The 19,536-nt window shown below is 46.7% G+C and carries 12 protein-coding genes; 4 read left to right on the plus strand and 8 right to left on the minus strand.

The features are described 5' to 3' along the window. The first annotated feature begins 97 nt into the window (after window positions 1-97). Window positions 98-1,528, plus strand: a complete 1,431-nt coding sequence (locus tag K339_RS0100800; protein WP_028521898.1) for a circularly permuted type 2 ATP-grasp protein — start codon at window positions 98-100, stop codon at window positions 1,526-1,528. Window positions 1,529-1,634: 106 nt separating this feature from the next. Here K339_RS0100800 and K339_RS0100805 read toward each other — a convergent pair whose 3' ends face one another. The 3 genes from K339_RS0100805 to K339_RS0100815 all read right to left on the minus strand — a co-directional run bounded on the left by K339_RS0100805 (window position 1,635) and on the right by K339_RS0100815 (window position 7,692). Then, window positions 1,635-2,999 (minus strand): amidohydrolase family protein, encoded by a 1,365-nt coding sequence (locus K339_RS0100805; RefSeq protein ID WP_084332063.1) that lies wholly within the window; start codon window positions 2,997-2,999, stop codon window positions 1,635-1,637. 41 nt (window positions 3,000-3,040) lie between these two features. Further along, window positions 3,041-6,070, minus strand: a complete 3,030-nt coding sequence (locus tag K339_RS0100810; protein ID WP_028521900.1) for an amidohydrolase family protein — start codon at window positions 6,068-6,070, stop codon at window positions 3,041-3,043. A 131-nt stretch (window positions 6,071-6,201) separates the two neighbouring features. Continuing rightward, the gene (locus K339_RS0100815) at window positions 6,202-7,692 is read right to left on the minus strand and encodes a M48 family metalloprotease (protein ID WP_037298784.1); all 1,491 of its coding nucleotides are present in this window, start codon (window positions 7,690-7,692) and stop codon (window positions 6,202-6,204) included. Window positions 7,693-7,787: 95 nt separating this feature from the next. Here K339_RS0100815 and K339_RS0100820 point away from each other — a divergent pair, with 95 nt between their 5' ends. Next, entirely contained in the window at window positions 7,788-8,672 is an 885-nt protein-coding gene (locus K339_RS0100820; RefSeq protein ID WP_084332064.1) for a glycoside hydrolase family 16 protein, read from the plus strand. An 8-nt stretch (window positions 8,673-8,680) separates the two neighbouring features. Next, window positions 8,681-9,064 carry a nuclear transport factor 2 family protein gene (locus K339_RS0100825; protein ID WP_051397716.1) on the plus strand — a complete coding sequence of 128 codons (384 nt, stop codon included), beginning with the start codon at window positions 8,681-8,683 and terminating at the stop codon, window positions 9,062-9,064. A 171-nt stretch (window positions 9,065-9,235) separates the two neighbouring features. Here the strand turns inward: K339_RS0100825 and K339_RS0100830 are convergent, their stop codons facing one another. The 4 genes from K339_RS0100830 to K339_RS35645 all read right to left on the minus strand — a co-directional run bounded on the left by K339_RS0100830 (window position 9,236) and on the right by K339_RS35645 (window position 18,171). Next, on the minus strand, window positions 9,236-11,650 hold the full coding sequence (locus K339_RS0100830) for a hypothetical protein (RefSeq protein ID WP_028521904.1): 2,415 nt from the start codon (window positions 11,648-11,650) through the stop codon (window positions 9,236-9,238). Window positions 11,651-11,776: 126 nt separating this feature from the next. Next, window positions 11,777-13,450 (minus strand): SusD/RagB family nutrient-binding outer membrane lipoprotein, encoded by a 1,674-nt coding sequence (locus K339_RS0100835; RefSeq protein WP_028521905.1) that lies wholly within the window; start codon window positions 13,448-13,450, stop codon window positions 11,777-11,779. A gap of 12 nt (window positions 13,451-13,462) precedes the next feature. Further along, on the minus strand, window positions 13,463-17,131 hold the full coding sequence (locus K339_RS0100840) for a SusC/RagA family TonB-linked outer membrane protein (protein WP_051397717.1): 3,669 nt from the start codon (window positions 17,129-17,131) through the stop codon (window positions 13,463-13,465). Window positions 17,132-17,166: 35 nt separating this feature from the next. Further along, window positions 17,167-18,171, minus strand: a complete 1,005-nt coding sequence (locus tag K339_RS35645) for a FecR family protein (protein ID WP_051397718.1) — start codon at window positions 18,169-18,171, stop codon at window positions 17,167-17,169. Window positions 18,172-18,335: 164 nt separating this feature from the next. On the opposite strand from K339_RS35645, the gene K339_RS0100850 reads away from it, so the two are divergent. Next, window positions 18,336-18,896, plus strand: a complete 561-nt coding sequence (locus K339_RS0100850) for an RNA polymerase sigma factor (RefSeq protein WP_028521907.1) — start codon at window positions 18,336-18,338, stop codon at window positions 18,894-18,896. A 3-nt stretch (window positions 18,897-18,899) separates the two neighbouring features. Here K339_RS0100850 and K339_RS0100855 read toward each other — a convergent pair whose 3' ends face one another. Further along, a complete protein-coding gene (locus K339_RS0100855) occupies window positions 18,900-19,502 on the minus strand; it encodes a Uma2 family endonuclease (RefSeq protein WP_028521908.1) in 603 nt (200 codons plus the stop codon). Window positions 19,503-19,536 lie beyond the last annotated feature (34 nt).

The raw sequence follows: 19,536 nt of genomic DNA on the forward strand, positions 1-19,536 counted from the left end.
CAAAAGAACAAATTACCACAGAAAATTTGGTAAAATCTCCACTTTATCCATATCTTGTTCGGTAAAACAAATAACTCACCAACGATTTTTCACCATTATGCAATTTTCATTCAAAAACTATGATACCGAAAAGTTCTATGATGAGATGTTTACCCCCGATGGCAAAGTACGCCCTGGGTACGAAGCATTTAAGCAACGTGTAGAGCAGCTCAACAATACAGAACTCGCTAACCGTCAGCACACTGCGGAGCGCGCGCTGATGTCGATGGGAATTACTTTTAACGTGTATTCGGAAGGTGAAGGAACGGAACGCATCATGCCTCTGGACATCATTCCAAGGGTAGTAACAGGCGACGAGTGGAACCGCATGGAGAAGGGACTTATCCAACGCATTACGGCACTCAATCTTTTTATTGATGATATTTACAACGATCAAAAGATTTTAAAAGATGGCGTTGTTCCCCGCGATTTAATCGAGACGTCTAAGTGTTATCTGGAAGCCTGCAAAGGCTTAAAACCACCCAAAGGCATTTGGTGCCACATCACAGGAACCGACCTTATCCGTGGCGATGATGGTGAGTTTATGGTACTCGAAGACAACCTTCGCTGCCCGTCGGGGGTTTCGTACATGCTCGAAAACCGCGAACTTTCTAAACAGATTTTCCCCGAAGTGCTCGCTCGTACGGGCGTTCGTCCTGTATCTGACTACCCTGCGCGTCTGTTTGAGATGCTGAAATTTATTGCCGACCGTCCCGACCCAAACATTGTGGTACTTACGCCTGGGATTTACAACTCTGCGTATTTTGAACATTCGTATTTGGCCCAACAAATGGGGGTTGAGCTCGTTGACGCCCGCGATTTAGTGGTTTCGGGTGGCTATGTAAAAATGCGCACCACGCGTGGTTTTGAAATCGTGGATGTGATTTACCGTCGCCTCGACGACACCTTCCTCGACCCGCAGGTATTTAACCCACACTCGTTGTTAGGGATTCCAGGCATTTTTGATGTCTATAAAAAAGGGCGAGTTGCTTTGGCCAATGCCCCAGGAACGGGAGTAGCCGACGACAAGGTAATTTATGCCTACGTGCCGCGCATCATCAAGTATTACCTCGACCAAGAAGCGATTATCCCGAACGTGCGCACGTACATCTGTCGCGAAGACGATGATCTTAAATATGTGCTTGAAAACGTAGAAAATCTAGTTATTAAAGAAGCCAACGAAGCAGGAGGCTACGGAATGCTGATTGGCCCTAAAGCGACCAAAGAAGAACACGAGATTTTCCGCCAAAAAATCAAAGAAAATCCGCGTAATTATATCGCCCAGCCCGTGATTTCGCTTTCTCGCGTGCCTTGTTTCTTGGACGACCACGCCGAAGGCCGCCACGTTGACTTACGCCCTTATATTTTGTACGGCGATGGTATCAACGTTATTCCTGGTGGACTCACGCGCGTAGCCTTACGTAAAGGCTCCCTCGTCGTTAACTCTTCGCAAGGAGGCGGTGGAAAGGACACTTGGGTCACTTATTAGGAATGTCGAGTGCAGAGTGCAGAATGACAAAAAATAAATGTCGAGTGCAGAATGCAGAGTGTCGAATATTTAAACTCGACATTTTGCATTCTGCACTCGACACTTTTTATTTTTCTCCAATCTCATACTTATCGGTGTATTTGCGGTATTGGCGTTTGTGGCGATCGTCGAGGTCGATTTTACGCCCACGAATGAAGGCATGGTCAATGCCATTAGAACGCATATCCAAAATATCTCCTTTACACACCACCAACGTGGCCAATTTTCCTTTTTCAATCGTACCCACGACATTGTCAATTCCCAACAATTTAGCAGGAGTTGACGTAATCATTTTTAGGGCTTCTTCCGACGAAATTCCGCCAAAACCTGCCGCAGTACCTGCCGTAAACGGAAGGTTACGCGTCCGCCAATAAGCTTCGCCGTAGCTCAAAGCTACCGTTACACCCGCTTTTTGAAGCAGCGCAGGCAAACGGTACGGCTGGTAAACAGGCTCGTCTTGACGCGTAGGCAAACGGTGCGTTTCGCCCAAAACAACGGCGACGCCATTTTCTTTCAAAAACTCCGCCACACGCAAGGCATCTTCGGCCCCAATGATGATGATTTTCTTCACGCCTTGCTGTTTGGCAAACTTCACTGACTCTACAATATCTTTGCTATTATCGGCGCGGATGTAGAGGTTTTGACGCCCATCAAAAAGACCACGTAATGCCTCCAGTTTGAGGTTGGTAATGGGTGGGTTTTTGATTTCGCTGTAGGCACGTGCGTCCGAAAATAGCTGCGCCAACGAGTTAATCACTTCTTGGCGACGCGTATTGCGTTGAAGATTTACCGAAAAATCATCAAAATTAAACTCACGGGCAAAGAAAGCAGGCCACGTTAGCCAAAGCCCGTCGTCTTTTTTGAGCACGGCATCTTCCCAGTTCCAACCGTCTAATTCCATCACCGACGAAGAGCCTGAAAGCGTACCACCTTGGGGCGTCGCTTGGGTCAATAGCAATCCATTGTTACGCAAAGTAGGAATCACTTCTGAGTCTGTATTGTACGCAATCAATGCCCGCACGTTCGGGGTTATGCTCCCTACTTCTTGGTTATCGACGGTAGCTCTTACCGACGAAATTTCGACCAAACCTGTTGTTGAGCCCATCGCAATAAGACCTGGATACAGGTGTTTGCCAGTAACGTCAACTACCTCCGTTTTTGATTTATCAAACGCTGTACTGGCATCGCCCACGGCGGTCAATACACCTTTGTCGAACACTACCACGCCCTTTTCAATCACCGTCCCATTACCGACGTGAACAGTTCCTCCAACCAGCGCCATTGGCTTAGATTGTGGCTTGGCAGGAGCAGGGTTCTGAGCGTTGGCGCTGAGTGATAATAAGCTAAAAAGTACAGGAGCAGAAGCTCCAAAAACTACCTCAGCCAAGCGCCTGATGGTCGTTGTTTTTGTTTTATTTATGGAAACAATCATGGAAATTTCTTTTTAATTCATTCGTAAAAACCAACACAAAGCTACTTGCCTTCTTCTTCACCTTCTGCCATAATGCCTTCAACGTCTTCGCAATGCCACATGCGCTGACGACGGAACGGTGGACGAACGGCCGTAGCACCGCCTGTTTTGGCAGAAATCATCTTCTGAATCAAACGCGCACGCTCTTGCTCTACTTCACCACGGCGCTTGTCGTCGCCATCGGTCGAATAGCAAATCGCACCTTCTACAATCGTATAGTCAGGACGGGCGTAAATAGACAGCGGGTGGTTGTTCCACAATACCAAATCAGCGTCTTTTCCTACTTTGATACTTCCTGTGCGTTTGTCGAGGCGTAAGATTTTAGCGGGGTTAATCGTCACCATTTTGAGGGCTTCCGTTTCGGCAATACCACCATATTCGACGGCTTTGGCCGCTTCTTGGTTGAGACGGCGCGCCATTTCGGCGTCGTCAGAGTTGATACTGGTCAATACGCCTACTTTGGCCAAAATCGCGGCATTGTACGGAATCGCGTCTTTTACTTCCATTTTGTACGCCCACCAGTCGGCAAACGACGAACCTGCCACGCCGTGTTTTTTCATTTTGTCGGCCACTTTATATCCTTCCAAAATGTGCGTAAATGTGTTGATTTTGAACCCTAACGAATCGGCTACTTTGATCAGCATGTTGATTTCGGACTGCACGTACGAGTGACAAGTAATGTGGCGCTTACCGTTCAAAATTTCGGCCAAAGTTTCCAATTCAATGTCCCGACGTGGAGCTGGAACGCCAATTTTATTTTTCATCGAATTGTACGCATCCCACGAGCGGTCGTACTCACGCGCACGAATAAAATGGTCGTAAAAGACTTGTTCTACCCCCATCCGTGTTTGTGGATAACGCACAGTTGCGTTCGGACTGTTCGCCTGTTTTACGTTTTCACCCAAGGCAAACTTGATGTATTGCGCTTCGGGAACAAGCATTTCGTTGACGTTGCTTCCCCATTTGAGTTTTACAACGGCCGACTGCCCACCAATTGAATTAGCCGAACCGTGCAACAACTGTGACATGGTTACACCCCCTGCTAATTGGCGATAAATATTGATATCATCAGGGTTCACAACGTCGCTCATCCGCACTTCTGCCGAGCTTGACTGTCCACCTTCGTTGACCGAAGCGAGGGCAATGTGCGAGTGTTCGTCGATGATACCTGGTGTAAGGTGCTTGCCAGTCCCGTCAATCACGCGGGCTGTAGCTGCCGAAAGGTTTTTACCCACTTTCGTGATTTTACCGTTTTCAACCAATACGTCCGTATTTGTCAACACGCCTGCGTCTTCACTGGTCCAAACCGTCGTGTTTTTTACCAAAATTGTTTCAGACTTTGGTTTTTCGGTGTTTCCAAACCCAACAAATGGATAAAGTGGTTTACCGACATTAGGGACTGGGCGCTGGGTAGAATCACGGCGGGCTTCAGGGGTTTTGAAAGCTTCTTGGAACGTAGCAACCCATTTGATCGCCTCTCCTTTGGCATTTTCACCACTTCCTTTCAAGGTCGTTCCTTCCAAATACCCTGTCAAACGAGTCGTAGCATTCGGCGTACGGCGGTCGGGTTGGAAATTGATGGAAATGACGTCATTGAGGAACGTAACTTTCGGGGTAATTTTTACCGTATCGCGCAACACCACTTGGTATTCTGGCTTATCGGGCTTCCCAGTGATGACAAGTTTTCCTTTTTCATCATTCAGGTTCAACTGATACGTCCCACGAATGTCCGTTTGGCTCAATGAATTGATGACGTATTTTTTACCACGAATCCAGTTTTCGTACAGAATATTATCCGCGCTAAAAATACTGCCCGACGTAATGATAAAGTTTGCCCACGTACCTGTTTTGAGGCTTCCGATTTTATCGCTGCATTGGAGCAATTGGGCAGGAATGGTCGTGAGGGCTTCGAGAGCTTTGGTTTCGGTCAAACCATGTTCAATGGCTTTGCGAAGGTTTGGCCAAAATTCAGTTTTGGTTTTTAACAATGCCGACGTCAGCACAAAATTCACGCCTGCTTTTTCGAGCGTCGCGGCGTTGGCAGGAGCCATTTCCCAGTGCTTCATTTCGGCAAGGCTTACGTTATCGGCATCCCATGCGTCTTCTACATCAAAAGCTGATGGGTAGTTAATCGGAACAATAATAGAGCCCCCCGCAGCTTTGATTTCGTCCACGCGTTGATACTCATCGCCTGAGCCCCTAAAGATATATTGCGTTTTAAATTCGTCGCCGAGTTTATCCGCCCGCAACAGGCTCCATTTGTCCGTCGCCTCAAAAATGGTTGGCAATGAAGTATGTTTGTTAAATGCCTCCAATGAGAGGTTAAACTCTACGTTTTTACCGCTGTTTTTGTACCACTCAGCATCGTAGTAAGTCTGACGCAGAAGGGCCATCGAGCCCATGGGTGAGTTGGGATACTGCTGGGTAGAAGTCCCTTTACTGAACGACAAGTGAAAAGAGGCAGGATGGCGAAGTACCGTGGAGTTCTCACTTTCTGAGGACAAACTCACCAACGCTCCCGTTCCACGCACAATCCCATCGTGGTGGTGGGTCAGTACCGCGCCAAAACCCAACTTACGAAGTTCGTCGGCTTTGGTGGTATTAAGGGAAAAAATCTTACCTGCTTCGGCATCGGCATTCACGGCTTGGTTCCAGCCATAAGCACCTTTTTTGTTGGACTCAATTTGCGGAGAAAACCCACGACCACCACGCTGTCCACGCGCGATTTCGGGCATTCCGTAATCGGACTCCATGTCTATAAGCGCAGGATAAATCCGACGACCTTTTAGGTCAGTAACCACCGTCCCCGAAGGAATTTGAACGTCTTTGGCTGCCGCCACAACAATCCCATTTTTGATGAGCAAGGTCGCATTTTCGATGACCGTTCGGGCATCGACATAAATGGTCGCGTTGGTAAAAGCGTACATTTCTGGCCGCTCGTCATAGACCCCGTTGCGGGGGAAAGTGGGCGTTTGCGCCCTCACGGCCGAAGTTACCGCTAGTGTGATGAGAAGTGTAATAATTTTTTTCATGCAAAAAAAACGGAGTAAATGTGAGTATTCTAACCCAAATCTACTCCGTTCGTTGCGAAAGCCCAAACTGCTTTAGGGCTTATTTACTCGTCCTCAGGCGATTTTGCGACCAAGAGGGGTTTTTACGAGTTTTATTTTGTAATTATCTTGACCAATGTACCCTGCTGCACTTGGTCGTTGGCTTGGAGTTGGTTCAAAATCCCCAATTCGTCCAGTCTGCTATCAGGCATTCCAAAACTTTTCATTACATCTTTAAAAGCGGCCGTCCGTGCCACTGTTTTGATACGAATACGATCAGGTTTACGGTTGAGCTTGTCGGGGTCGTTGAGGTTACGGAAATTTTCAGCAACGTTACGGAATGTCGCAAAATTCGTATTAAACGTTGGTGCATAACTCATGCCGTGCATGGCCAAAATCATCCCATTGTACTCGTATAAATACGTTGCAACCTGCACCACCGTGTTCGGGTCTTGGGCTTGTTGAGGGGCAGTTTGGCCTCCTTGCTGCTGCTGTTGTTGCTGCTGGATTTGTGAAACCATCACCACCGCAGGGATTCCATTGATGGTTGTCTTTTTGTTTTCCAACACCTTGAAATTGTAGTTTTTGACCACGTTCTGCGCCGCCTCATCCAAGGTCTTACCTTCGGCTACGGTTAGCATCATCATCGACTTGCCATCTTTAGCGGCCATTTGGAACTGTACAGGCGAGTTTTCGTACTGCCAATCGCGCGGTACGGGAAACTGAAACTTCAATTCTGGGTGATAAAAATTCCAATTTTCTACAAATCCTTGCTTTGGATCATCCCCAAAAATAATACCGTCAATCATGCGCAGATAACGCTCTCTTTCCACCAAATACTGGCCTGGGTTTGCCTTTTGGTATGCTTCAGCCATTTGGCGCACATTGGTAAAACGGTCACCTGGATCGGGGTGGGTTGACATAAAGGTAGGAATGGCTTGGCCACTTTTGTCAGAAATACGCTTGATAGTTCCGAAAAACTGCGCCATTTCGCGCGCATCATATCCTACTTTGCTTGAGTAGTCCACCCCAATTTTATCAGACTCCGACTCGTGGGCACGGCTGTAGCTCAACAATACCATCTGTAACCCTTGCATGGCTTGATCACCCATTTGACGTACTTTTTCTGACAGTACCATCCCTGCCATCAACCCTACTGTTCCAAGTACTTGCGAGGTTTGTTGACGGGCAGAGTGGCGCGCGGTAACGTGACCAATTTCGTGCCCTAGTACCCCCATAAACTCGGCTTCATTATTAAAATGGGCCATGATTCCTCTCGTAAAATACACATACCCACCTGGGACGGCAAAGGCATTTACCACTGGCGAGTCAACAATATGAAACTGGTATTTCAAATCGGGGCGGTGCGAGATAGCCCCCATCGACTTCCCCTTTTCATTGATAAAGTTTTGTAGTTTCGCATCCTCGTACAAGCCCATCGTAGCTACAATCGACGGGTGAGACTGAGCCCCAAGGGCAATTTCTTGCTCTTGCGACATGAAGATAATTTCTTTTTTGCCTGTAACGGGGTTTCGGGAACAGCTTTGCAAGCCCAAAGTCGCCGCCGCTACAAAGTATAACCACAAATGTGAGGTCTTTCTCATAGATAATTAAGAATAAATTAAAAGATACGAATCTATATAATTGACACAAATTTCCAAAAAAGTAACCATTAAGTCACTATAAAATCCACATCCTAATGCAATTCAAACCTACCAAATACTTACTAAAAAAATACCAATCGACATTTTTATCCTTTTTAGGATTATTATTGGGAGTTGTGGGGATTCCGTATCATATTTTTGGGCAAAAAATTCCCCAATATACAGGATACGCATTGGTATGGTCGGATGAGTTTTCCAACGACGGAACTCCTAACCCCCAAAACTGGGCTTTTGAAAAAGGATTTGTTCGCAACCACGAGTTACAATGGTACCAACCCGACAATGCGTACGTCAAAAAAGGTAAACTTATCATCGAAGGACGGCGCGAGCAAAAGCCCAACCCAACATACAGCGCACAAAGCCAAGATTGGCGCAAACAGCGTGCCAACATCGACTATACCGCCGCTAGTTTAAAAACGCAAGGTCTGCACAGTTGGCAATATGGTCGCTTCGAAATGCGGGCTAAGATAGATACGCAAGCGGGAATTTGGCCTGCATTTTGGACGCTAGGCGTAGAAGGCGAATGGCCGCGCAACGGCGAAATCGACATCATGGAGTTTTACCGTGGTATGCTGTTGGCCAATGTAGCGTGGGGAAGCGAAACTCGTTTCAAAGCGATTTGGCGCGACCTTAAAAAACCGATTGAGACGTTTCAAGACCCACGTTGGCGCAAGAAATTTCACGTGTGGCGCATGGACTGGGACGAAAAAGCCATTCGGCTTTACGTGGATGGTGAGTTGCTGAATTTTGTGGAACTTCAATATACCATCAACCAAGACGGGACGCAGAAAAACCCATTTATGCAGCCTCACTATTTGTTGCTCAACCTCGCCATCGGCGGCGACAACGGGGGCGACCCTTCTTCTAGTCAATTTCCGTCCAAATACATCATCGACTACGTACGCGTGTATCAAAAATAAACATTGCTATGAAATCACTCTTCTTGCCCGTGTTTTTCCTTCTTTCGTGGAAGGTATTTGCTCAAAATCCTGAAAAAATCGTTCAGCAGCAATTGGACGCTTACAACCGCCAAGACCTCAAAGCCTTTGTGGCAACCTACAGCGATACCGTTGAGATTTACAGTTTTCAAAACGCCAAACCGCGCGTTTTGACTAAGAAAGACTTGGAAGATGATTACGGAAGTCTTTTCAAAAAGTTTCCCCAAAACTTCGCTGCCTTGCACGGGCGAATTATTCAGGGCAACTACGTCATTGACAAAGAATACATTACGGGACGCGGCCAAGAATTTTCGGCCACCGCCATTTATCTGGTGGAGAAAGGACTGATACGCAAAGTATGGTTTTTACGCTAAAACAAGCTGCACAAGCTGCCCTCAAACTATAATTTGGGGGCAAAATGGACTAGCGTCTCTAAGCTGCCCCCGAACTATAATTCGGGGGGCAAAACGGCCTCGCGTCTCTAAGCTGCCCCCGAACTATGATTCGGGGGCAAAACGGACTAGCGTCTCCGACGCAAAACCGAATTATTCAACCCGAATCAGCGAGACTTCCGCCACTTGTAAGCCCCGCTCTGCCTCTTTACAATTCCATTGAAAAACAACCTCACCGTTTTTAATCGCCTCGGCAGGCACTTCAAATTCATATTCAGGTTGTTCACCCAGTTTGATGTAATCATGGATGAAAACGCCACTAGAAGTCATCATTCGCACGTTAGACTTAAACCTGCCGCTATAGACCACCTTTACTTTGTACTTGACTCCTTTTTCAAGTTGGTCGTACTTGATTTTCAGAATGTTATCGTACAACACTTCGATTTGACTCGTCCATGCCCTCGGCACAGCTGGAACGGGCGTGCTCATTCTTGGGTAGCTATCAAAATATTCTTTGGGTAAGTTCATCCCATAACCTATACGCGATGACTGAAGGCTTTCGGGGTCGTTGTTCCAATTATACTTAGTCGTCACTACCCTTGCCCGACTAGTAGGATTCATAAATTGGTCGTAGATACCGCCCTTGCCTGGGTAGGTACGACTGAGCAAACGCGCCAATGCCTGTTGTCCCTGCGTGTCGTCCATTCTTTCCAGTTTTTTGAGCTCGCGCATGAGCCAAGGCGCGTCGTTGAGCGGGTAATCGAGGTTATCAATAAAATTGCCCCGACCTGGCATAGCGCCGTGTTTTGCCACTGTCAGCTGCGCCCCAATACTTCGATGAAGCGAGTCTGCCAAGGCAAGGCATTTTTCTCTTAAAGGTACAGCAACGGGTTCATTCCACGCTTTACTCAAAACCTCCATCGCTTTCTGAGCCCTAGTTTGAGCATTGCCTTCACCAAACTTCAAGAGGTCGTAGGCTTGTCGTTCCAATTGAGCTTCGTAGAGGCTTCTTTCCCGAATATACGCATCGAAATACGCCCGAATCTGCCCCATTTGGAAACGCGGATTGGCCAACAAAACAGGCGAAGCTGCTTGTTCCATTTTCTGCCATCGAAGTAGTGTCCGTTCGATTTGATTGGCGGCCAACACAGGTCCTTTAATGTTGGTTTCTAATTCTGATAAGCCCAACGCCCCATCCATGGCCAAATCTGCCCCAAAAAACAAACGGCTGTAATCTTTCAACGTTTCTCTGACGTCCATTTTGGGATCCCAATCTTGGTCACTCCAGATAAATTTGTTCACATCGTCGTTGGTTCCTTCCGAATAACTGATGCTTCCAATGCAATACGGAGCGACGATATTGTGGAAAAACTTCTGGTCTTTGGGACGAGGATTTACCGCTTCGCGTCCGAGTGTAACCGCCCAAGCAGGATCCCAGTCAGGTTCGGGGTATTGCGCGGCGATGGAATGCGTAATGTCTGGATAGTTCCGAATAGGAATCGACGGCTTCACAGTTTTACGGATTTGGTCAATCGGCACTTTTACCCAAGGCCCATAGACAATACCTCCCAACCAAGGATACCCTTTGTTGACATGGCGAAAAAACGCGTCAAACCACGCTTTGGTCGGTTTGAACGACTGGGGCGAAATCCAAATTTTGGCGTTAGGATGGTATTTGTTTAACAGCAATGCCATTTTATCCATCCACTCAAAAAGCTCGTCGGGTTCGAGCTCGCCTGGGTCGCCACCTGGTACAAAAACGGCGTCTATTTTTGAGACTGCTTTAAAGACCGTCTCGCGGGCGGCCAACTCATTTTTTACTTTTTCGGGGGTAGTAAAGTCTTTGCCAATGTTGGGATACCACATCCAAACATCCAGCCCGTAACGTTGGCAAATCCGTGCTTGTTCTTTGACCATGTCCAACGTTGCCAATTTCATGTGGCGGCTGGTAGGCTCGTCGTCGGTGCCTGGCGGGAGAATTTCGATACTATTAGCTCCAAAAAGTGCCAATTCGCGGATGTATTGGTCGTACTGCGCCACGGTAAAGGCATCGTACGAGTTGGTTTTGGGGCGATAACCCAACTGGTGTCCTCGGACGAGGTATTTGGGACTAGTAGAAAGTCGCAAATCGGCAGGAAAACGAATTTGTCCTTGGGTGATTTCGGCCTTGCGGAGCAAACGCCCCACCCCGTACAAGACGCCTCGTACGTCTTTTCCCGCAATCACAACTGCTTTTTTATCGGCCAACGCCACCATCCGAAAGCCTTCTTGGGTAGGTGCTGCCAACCGAAGTAAGTCTGTTCGTAGCGTCGAGGGTAATTCCGTGAGGTTTTTATCCAGCACCAAATAAATACTGGCACTTGTAGTTTCAGAAAAATTGGGAGAAACGCTGGGTTTAATTCCCGAACGCTTTGCAATTTCTTCCTGCAAAATGTTTACAATTTCTTTGAAAGCAGTGGCATCGGCAGGGCGATGGTGAATACTGGCTTGGGTCAGGTCTATCCACGATTGGGCATAGCCGACGTGGAAAACAACAAAAAAGAGGAGTGCGGTTAAAATAGATTTCATTGGTGCGTTATTTCAGAATCAGATTTTCCAAGTACAAAAAGAATCTTCCCGAAAGTTTTGAACTTTCGGGAAGGCTGTAAGCATAGGAACTCTAATTTTTCAAAGTCAAATAGTGCCAAAAACTACCTAATTCCAAGGCTTACTTGTGCCTTGAATGAGCCACATTTTGGCGTATGGGTGGTCTTTGCTTTGTCCTGATGGGATATAGTTGGTGCTTCCTAAACGTCCGACGGCTGAGTTATAATTGGTCAAATAAGAAGGATCTTGATTGGGGACAGGATACATATAACGAATCGGCAAAGCTTTGCCATACTGCGCTACATCGCCCGCCTTCAACGCAGGAAAGCCCGTTCGTCTCCAGTCAAACCACGACTCAATGCCAAACCAAGAGGAAAGCCATTTTTGCTCCATAATTCGCTCCAGTTTGTTAGAGGCCGACGCATAACTAACCGATGCCTGTGCGTAGTATTTTTCATAGTCATAACTCGCCGTAAATACCCCTGCTTTATCCATCGAAGCACGAATGGCCTTTTTGTAGTGACCTTCAGCGTCGGTTGCACCAAAATTTCCCGCCAAAGCAGCTTCCGCCAAAATAAACTCTACCTCGGTGTACGTTATGATGTTCATTGGAACATAAGTATCCGTGTTTTTACGGTAGCGTTCGTGCAAAAACGAAATGTAAGGATTGCGTTCGTTGTGATAGGCGGTTGCGTCGTTTCCTTTGTTATACGCAACTGCTTGCGTAATGGCCAAACCCACTGGCAAACCTACATACAAGGATGTATCCACATTGGTAGCTGTTGTGGGCACATACACCACCGAATAACTTTCGCCGTAGCTATTTTTTACCGTTACGGTTGTTTCTTTGGTGACTTTGGTATCCCATTTACGCTGCACAGGTTGTATCCAACGTTGAAGACGCGGGTCATTTAGGGCGATTAACTTATTAACAAATGGCTGTCCGGGTTTCAGCAAAAAGTTGGGGTTCGGCGAATTGAGCGGGCCACCTGGGGCTGAATTATCGGCACTTGCTCCCACAAACGCCATCGAGGCATCATCGCTATTGCTCGTGAAAGCATCGGCGGACGCTTCCGTAAATTCGGTTTGGATATTTACGCCCAATGCACTCATTTCTGAACGTTTATCGGCCAAGCGCAAGGCATAGCGCAAACGGAGCGAATTGGCCAATTTCCTCCATTTTTTTCCGTCTCCTTTGTACAAAATATCTGACGTTGGGTTGACGGCATCTTTGCTTTCAAGGCTATTGAGCAAGGTCACGGCTTGTTTCAAATCGGTCATAATACCTTTATACACGACGGCCTGCTCATCGTATTTTGGAAAAAATAAACCAGAAGATGCCTTGAGCGACTCAGTGTAAGGTATATCGCCGTACAAATCGGTTAATAAACCAAACACGGCCGACCGCATCGTGAGGGCGATGGCCTGAAAAAAGCGGTTATTTTCTTTGATGCCTTTGTCGTAAATCAACTGATTATTGCGCAAAATCTCATAATAACCGTTCCACGACTCTTGCGTCCAAGCGTATTGGTTGATGACTGCTGCCCCTTCGTTGGTTCCCGCCTGCATGTACTGCATCGCTGCCCCAATTTTAGACCCGTCTCTGCCCAAGCTAAAGAAAGTTTTACCCGTGTTGGACAGTACGTAGGTCATAATATAGTTGGAAGAAACATCTTCTGGACTGTTGGGATTTTTGTCGATTTCGGTCAAATCTTGACACGAAAACAGCAAACCACCTACGGTTAAAGCGGCAATCCCTTTTTTTATGTTTGTGAATTTCATCGCTACCCAATTTTAAAAGTCAACATTCAATTTGAAACCTACTGAGCCAGTGATTGGCATCACGTTGTAATATTCAACCCCCTGCGACCAGCTGGTACCAGTGGGACGGAAGGCGCGCTCAGGATCCAAGCCCTTGATTCCGTGACGGGTCCACATGTACAAATTGTTCCCAACAATCGACAAAGAGGCGTTTTGAACTTTGAAACGGCTAACAAAGCTTTTTGGCAAAAAGTAAGTTACCGAAATTTCTCTCAACTTGACGTACGTGGCGCTGTACAAATTGCGGTCGGGGAAAGGACGATTGGCGTATCGGTACGCACTGAACGGATCAATCCATTTGCTACCAGCTCCTCCCAAATTTTCTACGTAAACGGTATTTCCTGCGGCATCTTTGGTGGCAAGAACCCCAGGGTTCAGGCTGGCATCTTGCAGGCGTTTGGCCGCCTCGGTGCTTCCTTCTGGCCACGCAAAACCTCCATAAGCAGCGTTTCTTCCTCCTACCCAATTTCCGAGATAAGCGTCTGGATTGGCTTTGATTTGCTCGGCAAGGCTACGCGACGGATCGTAAGGCACCCCCGATAGCGTCTCGTCTAGCATCCCGTTGTTGCCAAGAAACATCATGGTATTAGAGTAAAACTGTCCGCCTTGACGCCAGTCGATATTGGCAAATATGCTCAAGTTTTTGTAGCGAATGGTCGGCTGAATACCCATCAGGAAATTATGGTTAAAGTTGCCGATTTTCATCAAGTTGTTGGGGTCGTTATCGGTTTGGTAAAGCCCACCGCTGGTGACGATTGGGTAATTATAATAAGGAGACGACTTGTCTTTTACCCGCAACATAGGCGCCATATAAATATCGCCCACTTGCCCTCCTTCGTAGGTACGAACCTCCGCGCCGCTGTACGATGTAAACGAGAAATACTTGATTCCTTCAGCCAACTTACGAATGTAGGTACGGTTGCGAGTCAAGGTAAAATTCATGTCCCACGTAAAGTCTTTGGTTTTGATTGGGGTCGTGACTATCCCAATCTCAAAACCCTGACTTTCCACCAATCCCGCATTGATTTGCTTGTTGCTCGCTCCTGATTCAATGGGTGTGACAATCGAAAGCACTTGGTTTCGGTTGCCGCGTTTGTAATAAGTGGCTTCTAGTCCAAGTCGGTTTTTGAAGAATTTAAAATCCACCCCAATCTCGTGCGACGTCGAAATTTCGGGCTTCAAATCAGGATTTCTAAGTACTCCCGCCATGTACATACGCTTGGCTGCACCCCAGTCGAGGGCGGTACTGTAAGTTTGTGAACGGCTGTATGGGTCAACGTCGTTACCAACTTGGGCAAAACCTGCCCGCACTTTGGCAAAATCAACCCAAGATGGCATTTTGACTACTTCTGACAACAAGACACTCAACGACGCCGACGGATAGAAGTACGAATTGTTTCCTTTTTTTAGAGTACTTGTCCAGTCGTTACGGGCGGTCAAATCCAAATAAACAAAGTCCTTAAACCCAAGCGATGCCGACGCATACACGCCATAAAGCAGTTTTCTTGAAAAAGAACTCAGCGGATTGAACGTTCCAGGCGCACCGTTGGCAATGGTATATAACCCTGGAATGACGAGTTCGGTCGTGGCATTGTACAACGATTGGTAGTATTGTTCCAAACGGTTGGCACCTACCATCGCGTTGAGGTTCCAGCTGTTTTGAAAGCTCTTTTTATAATTGAGCATCAAATCCAAGTTCTGTTCTTTGCGGTAATCGTTGGAAATGGTATAACCACCTTTCAACGCTTCAAAATTGCTGTACGCTTTTTTGGCCTCAAAAATCTCGCTGTACGAATCCCGCGCGTATTTGCCCGTTAGGGTCAACTCATTGGTAAAATCATAATCCATCTGAATCTTTGCCACCGTACGGTCGCGGCTAAAACCCGTCAGGTTTTCATAGACCAAAAAGAATGGGTTGTTTTGTTTGTCTTTGTATTTAAGTTGGGCAATTCCCTCTTGGCCTGGCAACCAATAGTTGCGTAAGTCGTTGATATTTACCTGCGAACCCATTTCATAAACACTTCTAACGGGGTCGTTGCGGCTGGCGTCAATCAAGGGGCGGTTGTCTGAGCCCGACTGGGTTACGTTCAAACTAACGGAAGTGCGGAATTTGTCCGTAATGTTATAAGCCGAGTTTAGGGCAATCGTTAAGCGCGACAAATCGGTATTGGGAATAATGCCCGAGTTGCTCATATTTCCTACCGATAGGCGGAAATTGCCTTTTTCATAATTGCCATTTACCGACACGTTGTTGGTGTTGGTAACGCCCGTTTGAAAGAAATCATTGAAGCGGTTCGGGTACGAAATCAAGGGGGCTTTTTGACCGTTGCTGTTCCACAAAGCCCAGTTTTCGCCCGCATCCAAGGCAGCGCCCCAGCTTTCGTTTTCGGCTTCTTCCAGCACGTGCGCACCCGTTTTTCCCGAACCAAATTTGTTTTGAACGTGTACATATTCCAGCGGTTTATCCATCACCACCGAGGTATTGAGAGAAACCCCAATGCCTTTTTTCCCTCCTGTCCCCGATTTGGTCGTAATCAAAACCACGCCACTTCCTGCCCGCGAACCGTACAACGCCGCCGCGCTAGGTCCTTTCAAGATAGAAATGTTAGCAATGTCGTTGGGGTTAATGTCCGAAATTGGATTTCCCATGTCGGCTCCCGCAAAGGAGTTGGTCATGCGGTTCGCAACGGGCACACCGTCAATCACAAACAAGGGCTGATTGTCGCTATTGAGGGAGTTAGCCCCGCGAATCACCATACTCACCGATGAGCCAACAGCGCCACCCATTTGCGAAATTTGAACCCCCGCCACTTTTCCCGCCAAGGTATTTAGAACGTTGTTTTGGGGCGTTTGGGTAAGGGCGGTACTTTCTACATTCCCCACCGAATAGCCCAGCGAGCGCTTTTCACGTTTGATACCCAAGGCGGTTACAACGGCCTCGTTTAGGATAATGGCACTTTCTTCTAACTCTACTTGTAAGTTGGTTTTGTCTCCCAACGCCACCTCTTTGGTTTGGTACCCGATAAACGAAAATACCAACACCGACGTAGAAGCGGGGGCATCGATGCTAAATGAGCCATCACTTCCCGAAATCGTTCCCGTTTGGGTTCCTTTTATCACGACATTTACGCCAGGCAAAGGCGCTCCATCCGATTTTGCCACCACCTTACCCGCAATCACCTTCACCAATTTTCGGGCAGGGGCTAATGCCTGTACTTCCGAAACTTGGGGTGTTGAGGTGGTTGCGGGGGGCGTTACTCGCAAGGGTTCCTGTACAAACCCCGCCCATTTGGTCATGGGCGTCAGTAGGTACAGATTTTTGTCGAGTTTTTCATAGCGTAGATTTAGTGTGGATGATATAAAATCTAGTTCTTTTTCAAGCGACCCAAACTGTTGCACCCCATACTCGATGGTTTTGTTTTCAACGGTTCGTCGGTCATAAGAAAAAGAAACTTTGTATCTGGACTGAAGATCTTTCAAAGCGCTTTTGAGCGATTTGGTCGTTGTTGACTTTTGGTACTGACCCTGAACTCCAGCTACTTCGCGCGAGGCCAGTAATTGTCCTGATGCCTGAAAGGCAAAGCAGCAAAACAGTAGCCCCAGCGCCTGTTGCCGTGATTTCCGACGGTAGAAACTTTTCATATAGACAATGGTTTAATATTCTAAAAACCTAACAATCAATCGTTAATAGACTTCCGCACTTGAATTCCACCCTCCGTACGAACCACCTGACCTGGGTACGCTTTTTCCAAGGCATTAATGAGTACAGCGGGGTCGTCAGACGGAAAAGCTCCGTTGAACTCTCCTAGCTCGCTACCTGGCTCTACTTGCACTTTCAGGCCAAAACGGCCTTCTAACGTCTTTTGAATTTCGGTCAGCGTTGCATTTTCAAAAACCACCTTGCCCGACTGCCAAGCAGCGTAAGTTTGAACGTTGATTTCTGATTTTACCAAGCCACCCGAAGCCGTTGAATATTCCACCAAATCGCCTGGTTTCATCACTAATTTTTGGGCGTGGTTATTTGCCAGTGACAATTCTACTTTGCCCGATTCGAGCGCCACGGATGTAGCATTAGCCCCATTGCGGACGTTGAAGCGTGTTCCTAATACAGCCACATCCACTTCGCCCGAATGCACCACAAATCCTCGGTGATTGGGTAGGTGGCTCACGTCAAAAAATGCCTCTCCTTTAAGCCACACCTCTCGGCTTCCAGTAGCGTTTTGATTCAAATTTGCTACTTTCAACTCGGCACCTTTGTTCAGTTTTACCAGAGAGCCATCGGCCAATTTCAGTTCCATCATGTGCTCCGAAGCCACATATACGTTGTCGGTCTCTTCTTTGTTCAAATACCAAACCAGCCCAAATGCCATCAAAATACTCGCTGCAACAGGCCACGCCCATCGAACAAATACATTTGACAGCGAACGAGTTACGGGCTTGGTTTCTTCCCAATCTTGCACCCTCGACATCAATCGTGCTGTCGCTTGCTCTATCTGCTGTTCATTGACTAGCCTCTCTTCTTCGCTTTGCATAAATTGCAACAAAGACACGGCCTCGTCCACACTCGCCTTGAGGGAAGGATTGTCGGCCATCGACCTATTCCATTTTTCAACCGACTCATCATCGGTTCGGAAATACCAAGCAAGAAAGGTCTCGTCGGTCAGCAATTGTTCTGGTTTCATATCAAGATTATTAACCCTTTCATATACCAGTACCGCAAAGCATCACGGGATAATCATTTTTTTTCTTATTTTTTTTTTATTCTCAAAAAATTAAAATTGCTACATCATTAAATAGCCTACTTTTGCTTCACTTTTGTAATAGTGGTATATAAACACTTGGTTAGATGGATGAAACTCAATTGTGGAAGGGTTTTCTAAACGCCGACCAAAAAGTTTTTGAGGGACTTTTTAAGAAGTATTACAGGCCGTTATATCTGTATGGGTATAAAATTGTCCGTAATACGCAGCTTTTGGACGACTGCATCCAAGACCTTTTTTTTGAGCTTTGGACGTCCAAAGAACGTCTGGGGGAAGTTACGTCGGTCAAAGGCTATCTCTTCAAAGCCCTGAAATTCAAGCTAACGAGGGAATTGCGAAAGGAAAATCGCTTTGATGTCATTGAGGAAGAACCTAGCGAGTGGTTTGAAATCAGCCACGAAAGTTGGTTAATAGAACAACAAACCGACCACGATCAAAAGGAACGGCTCACCCATTTGATAAGTCAACTTACCAAGCGGCAGCAAGAAGCCCTTTATCTTCGTTTTTTTAGCCAATTAAATTACGACGAAATCGCCGAAGTGATGAAGCTGACCTACCAAGCGGTCGTCAATTTGATTTACAAGTCCGTAAAATTTCTGCGAGAACACCTTGTCCCACTTCTTGTACTTTTGGTACAGGCATTGTAAGCCTCACGAATCTACCCGAAATGGGCTAACAATCGCCGAAAAGCGCACACTTTCGTAAATACTCGAAACGGGCAGGGTAAAACCTAAACGATTGAAGGATATTTCGTCTGTTAGCTTCTCATAAGTTTGATACAACCATAACTCAGGGTTTTCGGTGCGGCTGTACAACTCTACACTGCATTCGTACTGAGAAACAATGAGGTAATACTGTAACGAAGGGATTTTCTTGTATTTCTTTAGCTTAAAATCCTTATCATATTCTGCTGTACTTTTAGACAAAACTTCTACCAAAATAGAAGGGTGGGCAACGATGTATTCATCTTCTTTATCTCGCTCATCACAGCTTACCATTACATCTGGATAGGGATAATAGGTATTTTTTATTACCTCCAGCTTGACGCTCTCGCTAAAAACGTCACAACCTTTAGGGCGAAACACACGCTTTAAAGCACTTTGAATATTATCAGTGATAATGTTGTGATTTTTGGAAGTACCTGCCATGGCAAATACCTCACCCTCATAAAATTCATACCGAATTTCACTTTGGTTATCAAGCTCAAAATATTCTTCTACGGTGTAGTGTTTTTTCTCCAATTGTGCTCCCATTGGCCAATTAATTTTAGCTAGTAGGAAGGCAAAA

Origin of the sequence: Runella limosa DSM 17973, assembly GCF_000482465.1 — a bacterium.
Classification (GTDB): Bacteria; Bacteroidota; Bacteroidia; order Cytophagales; family Spirosomataceae; genus Runella; species Runella limosa.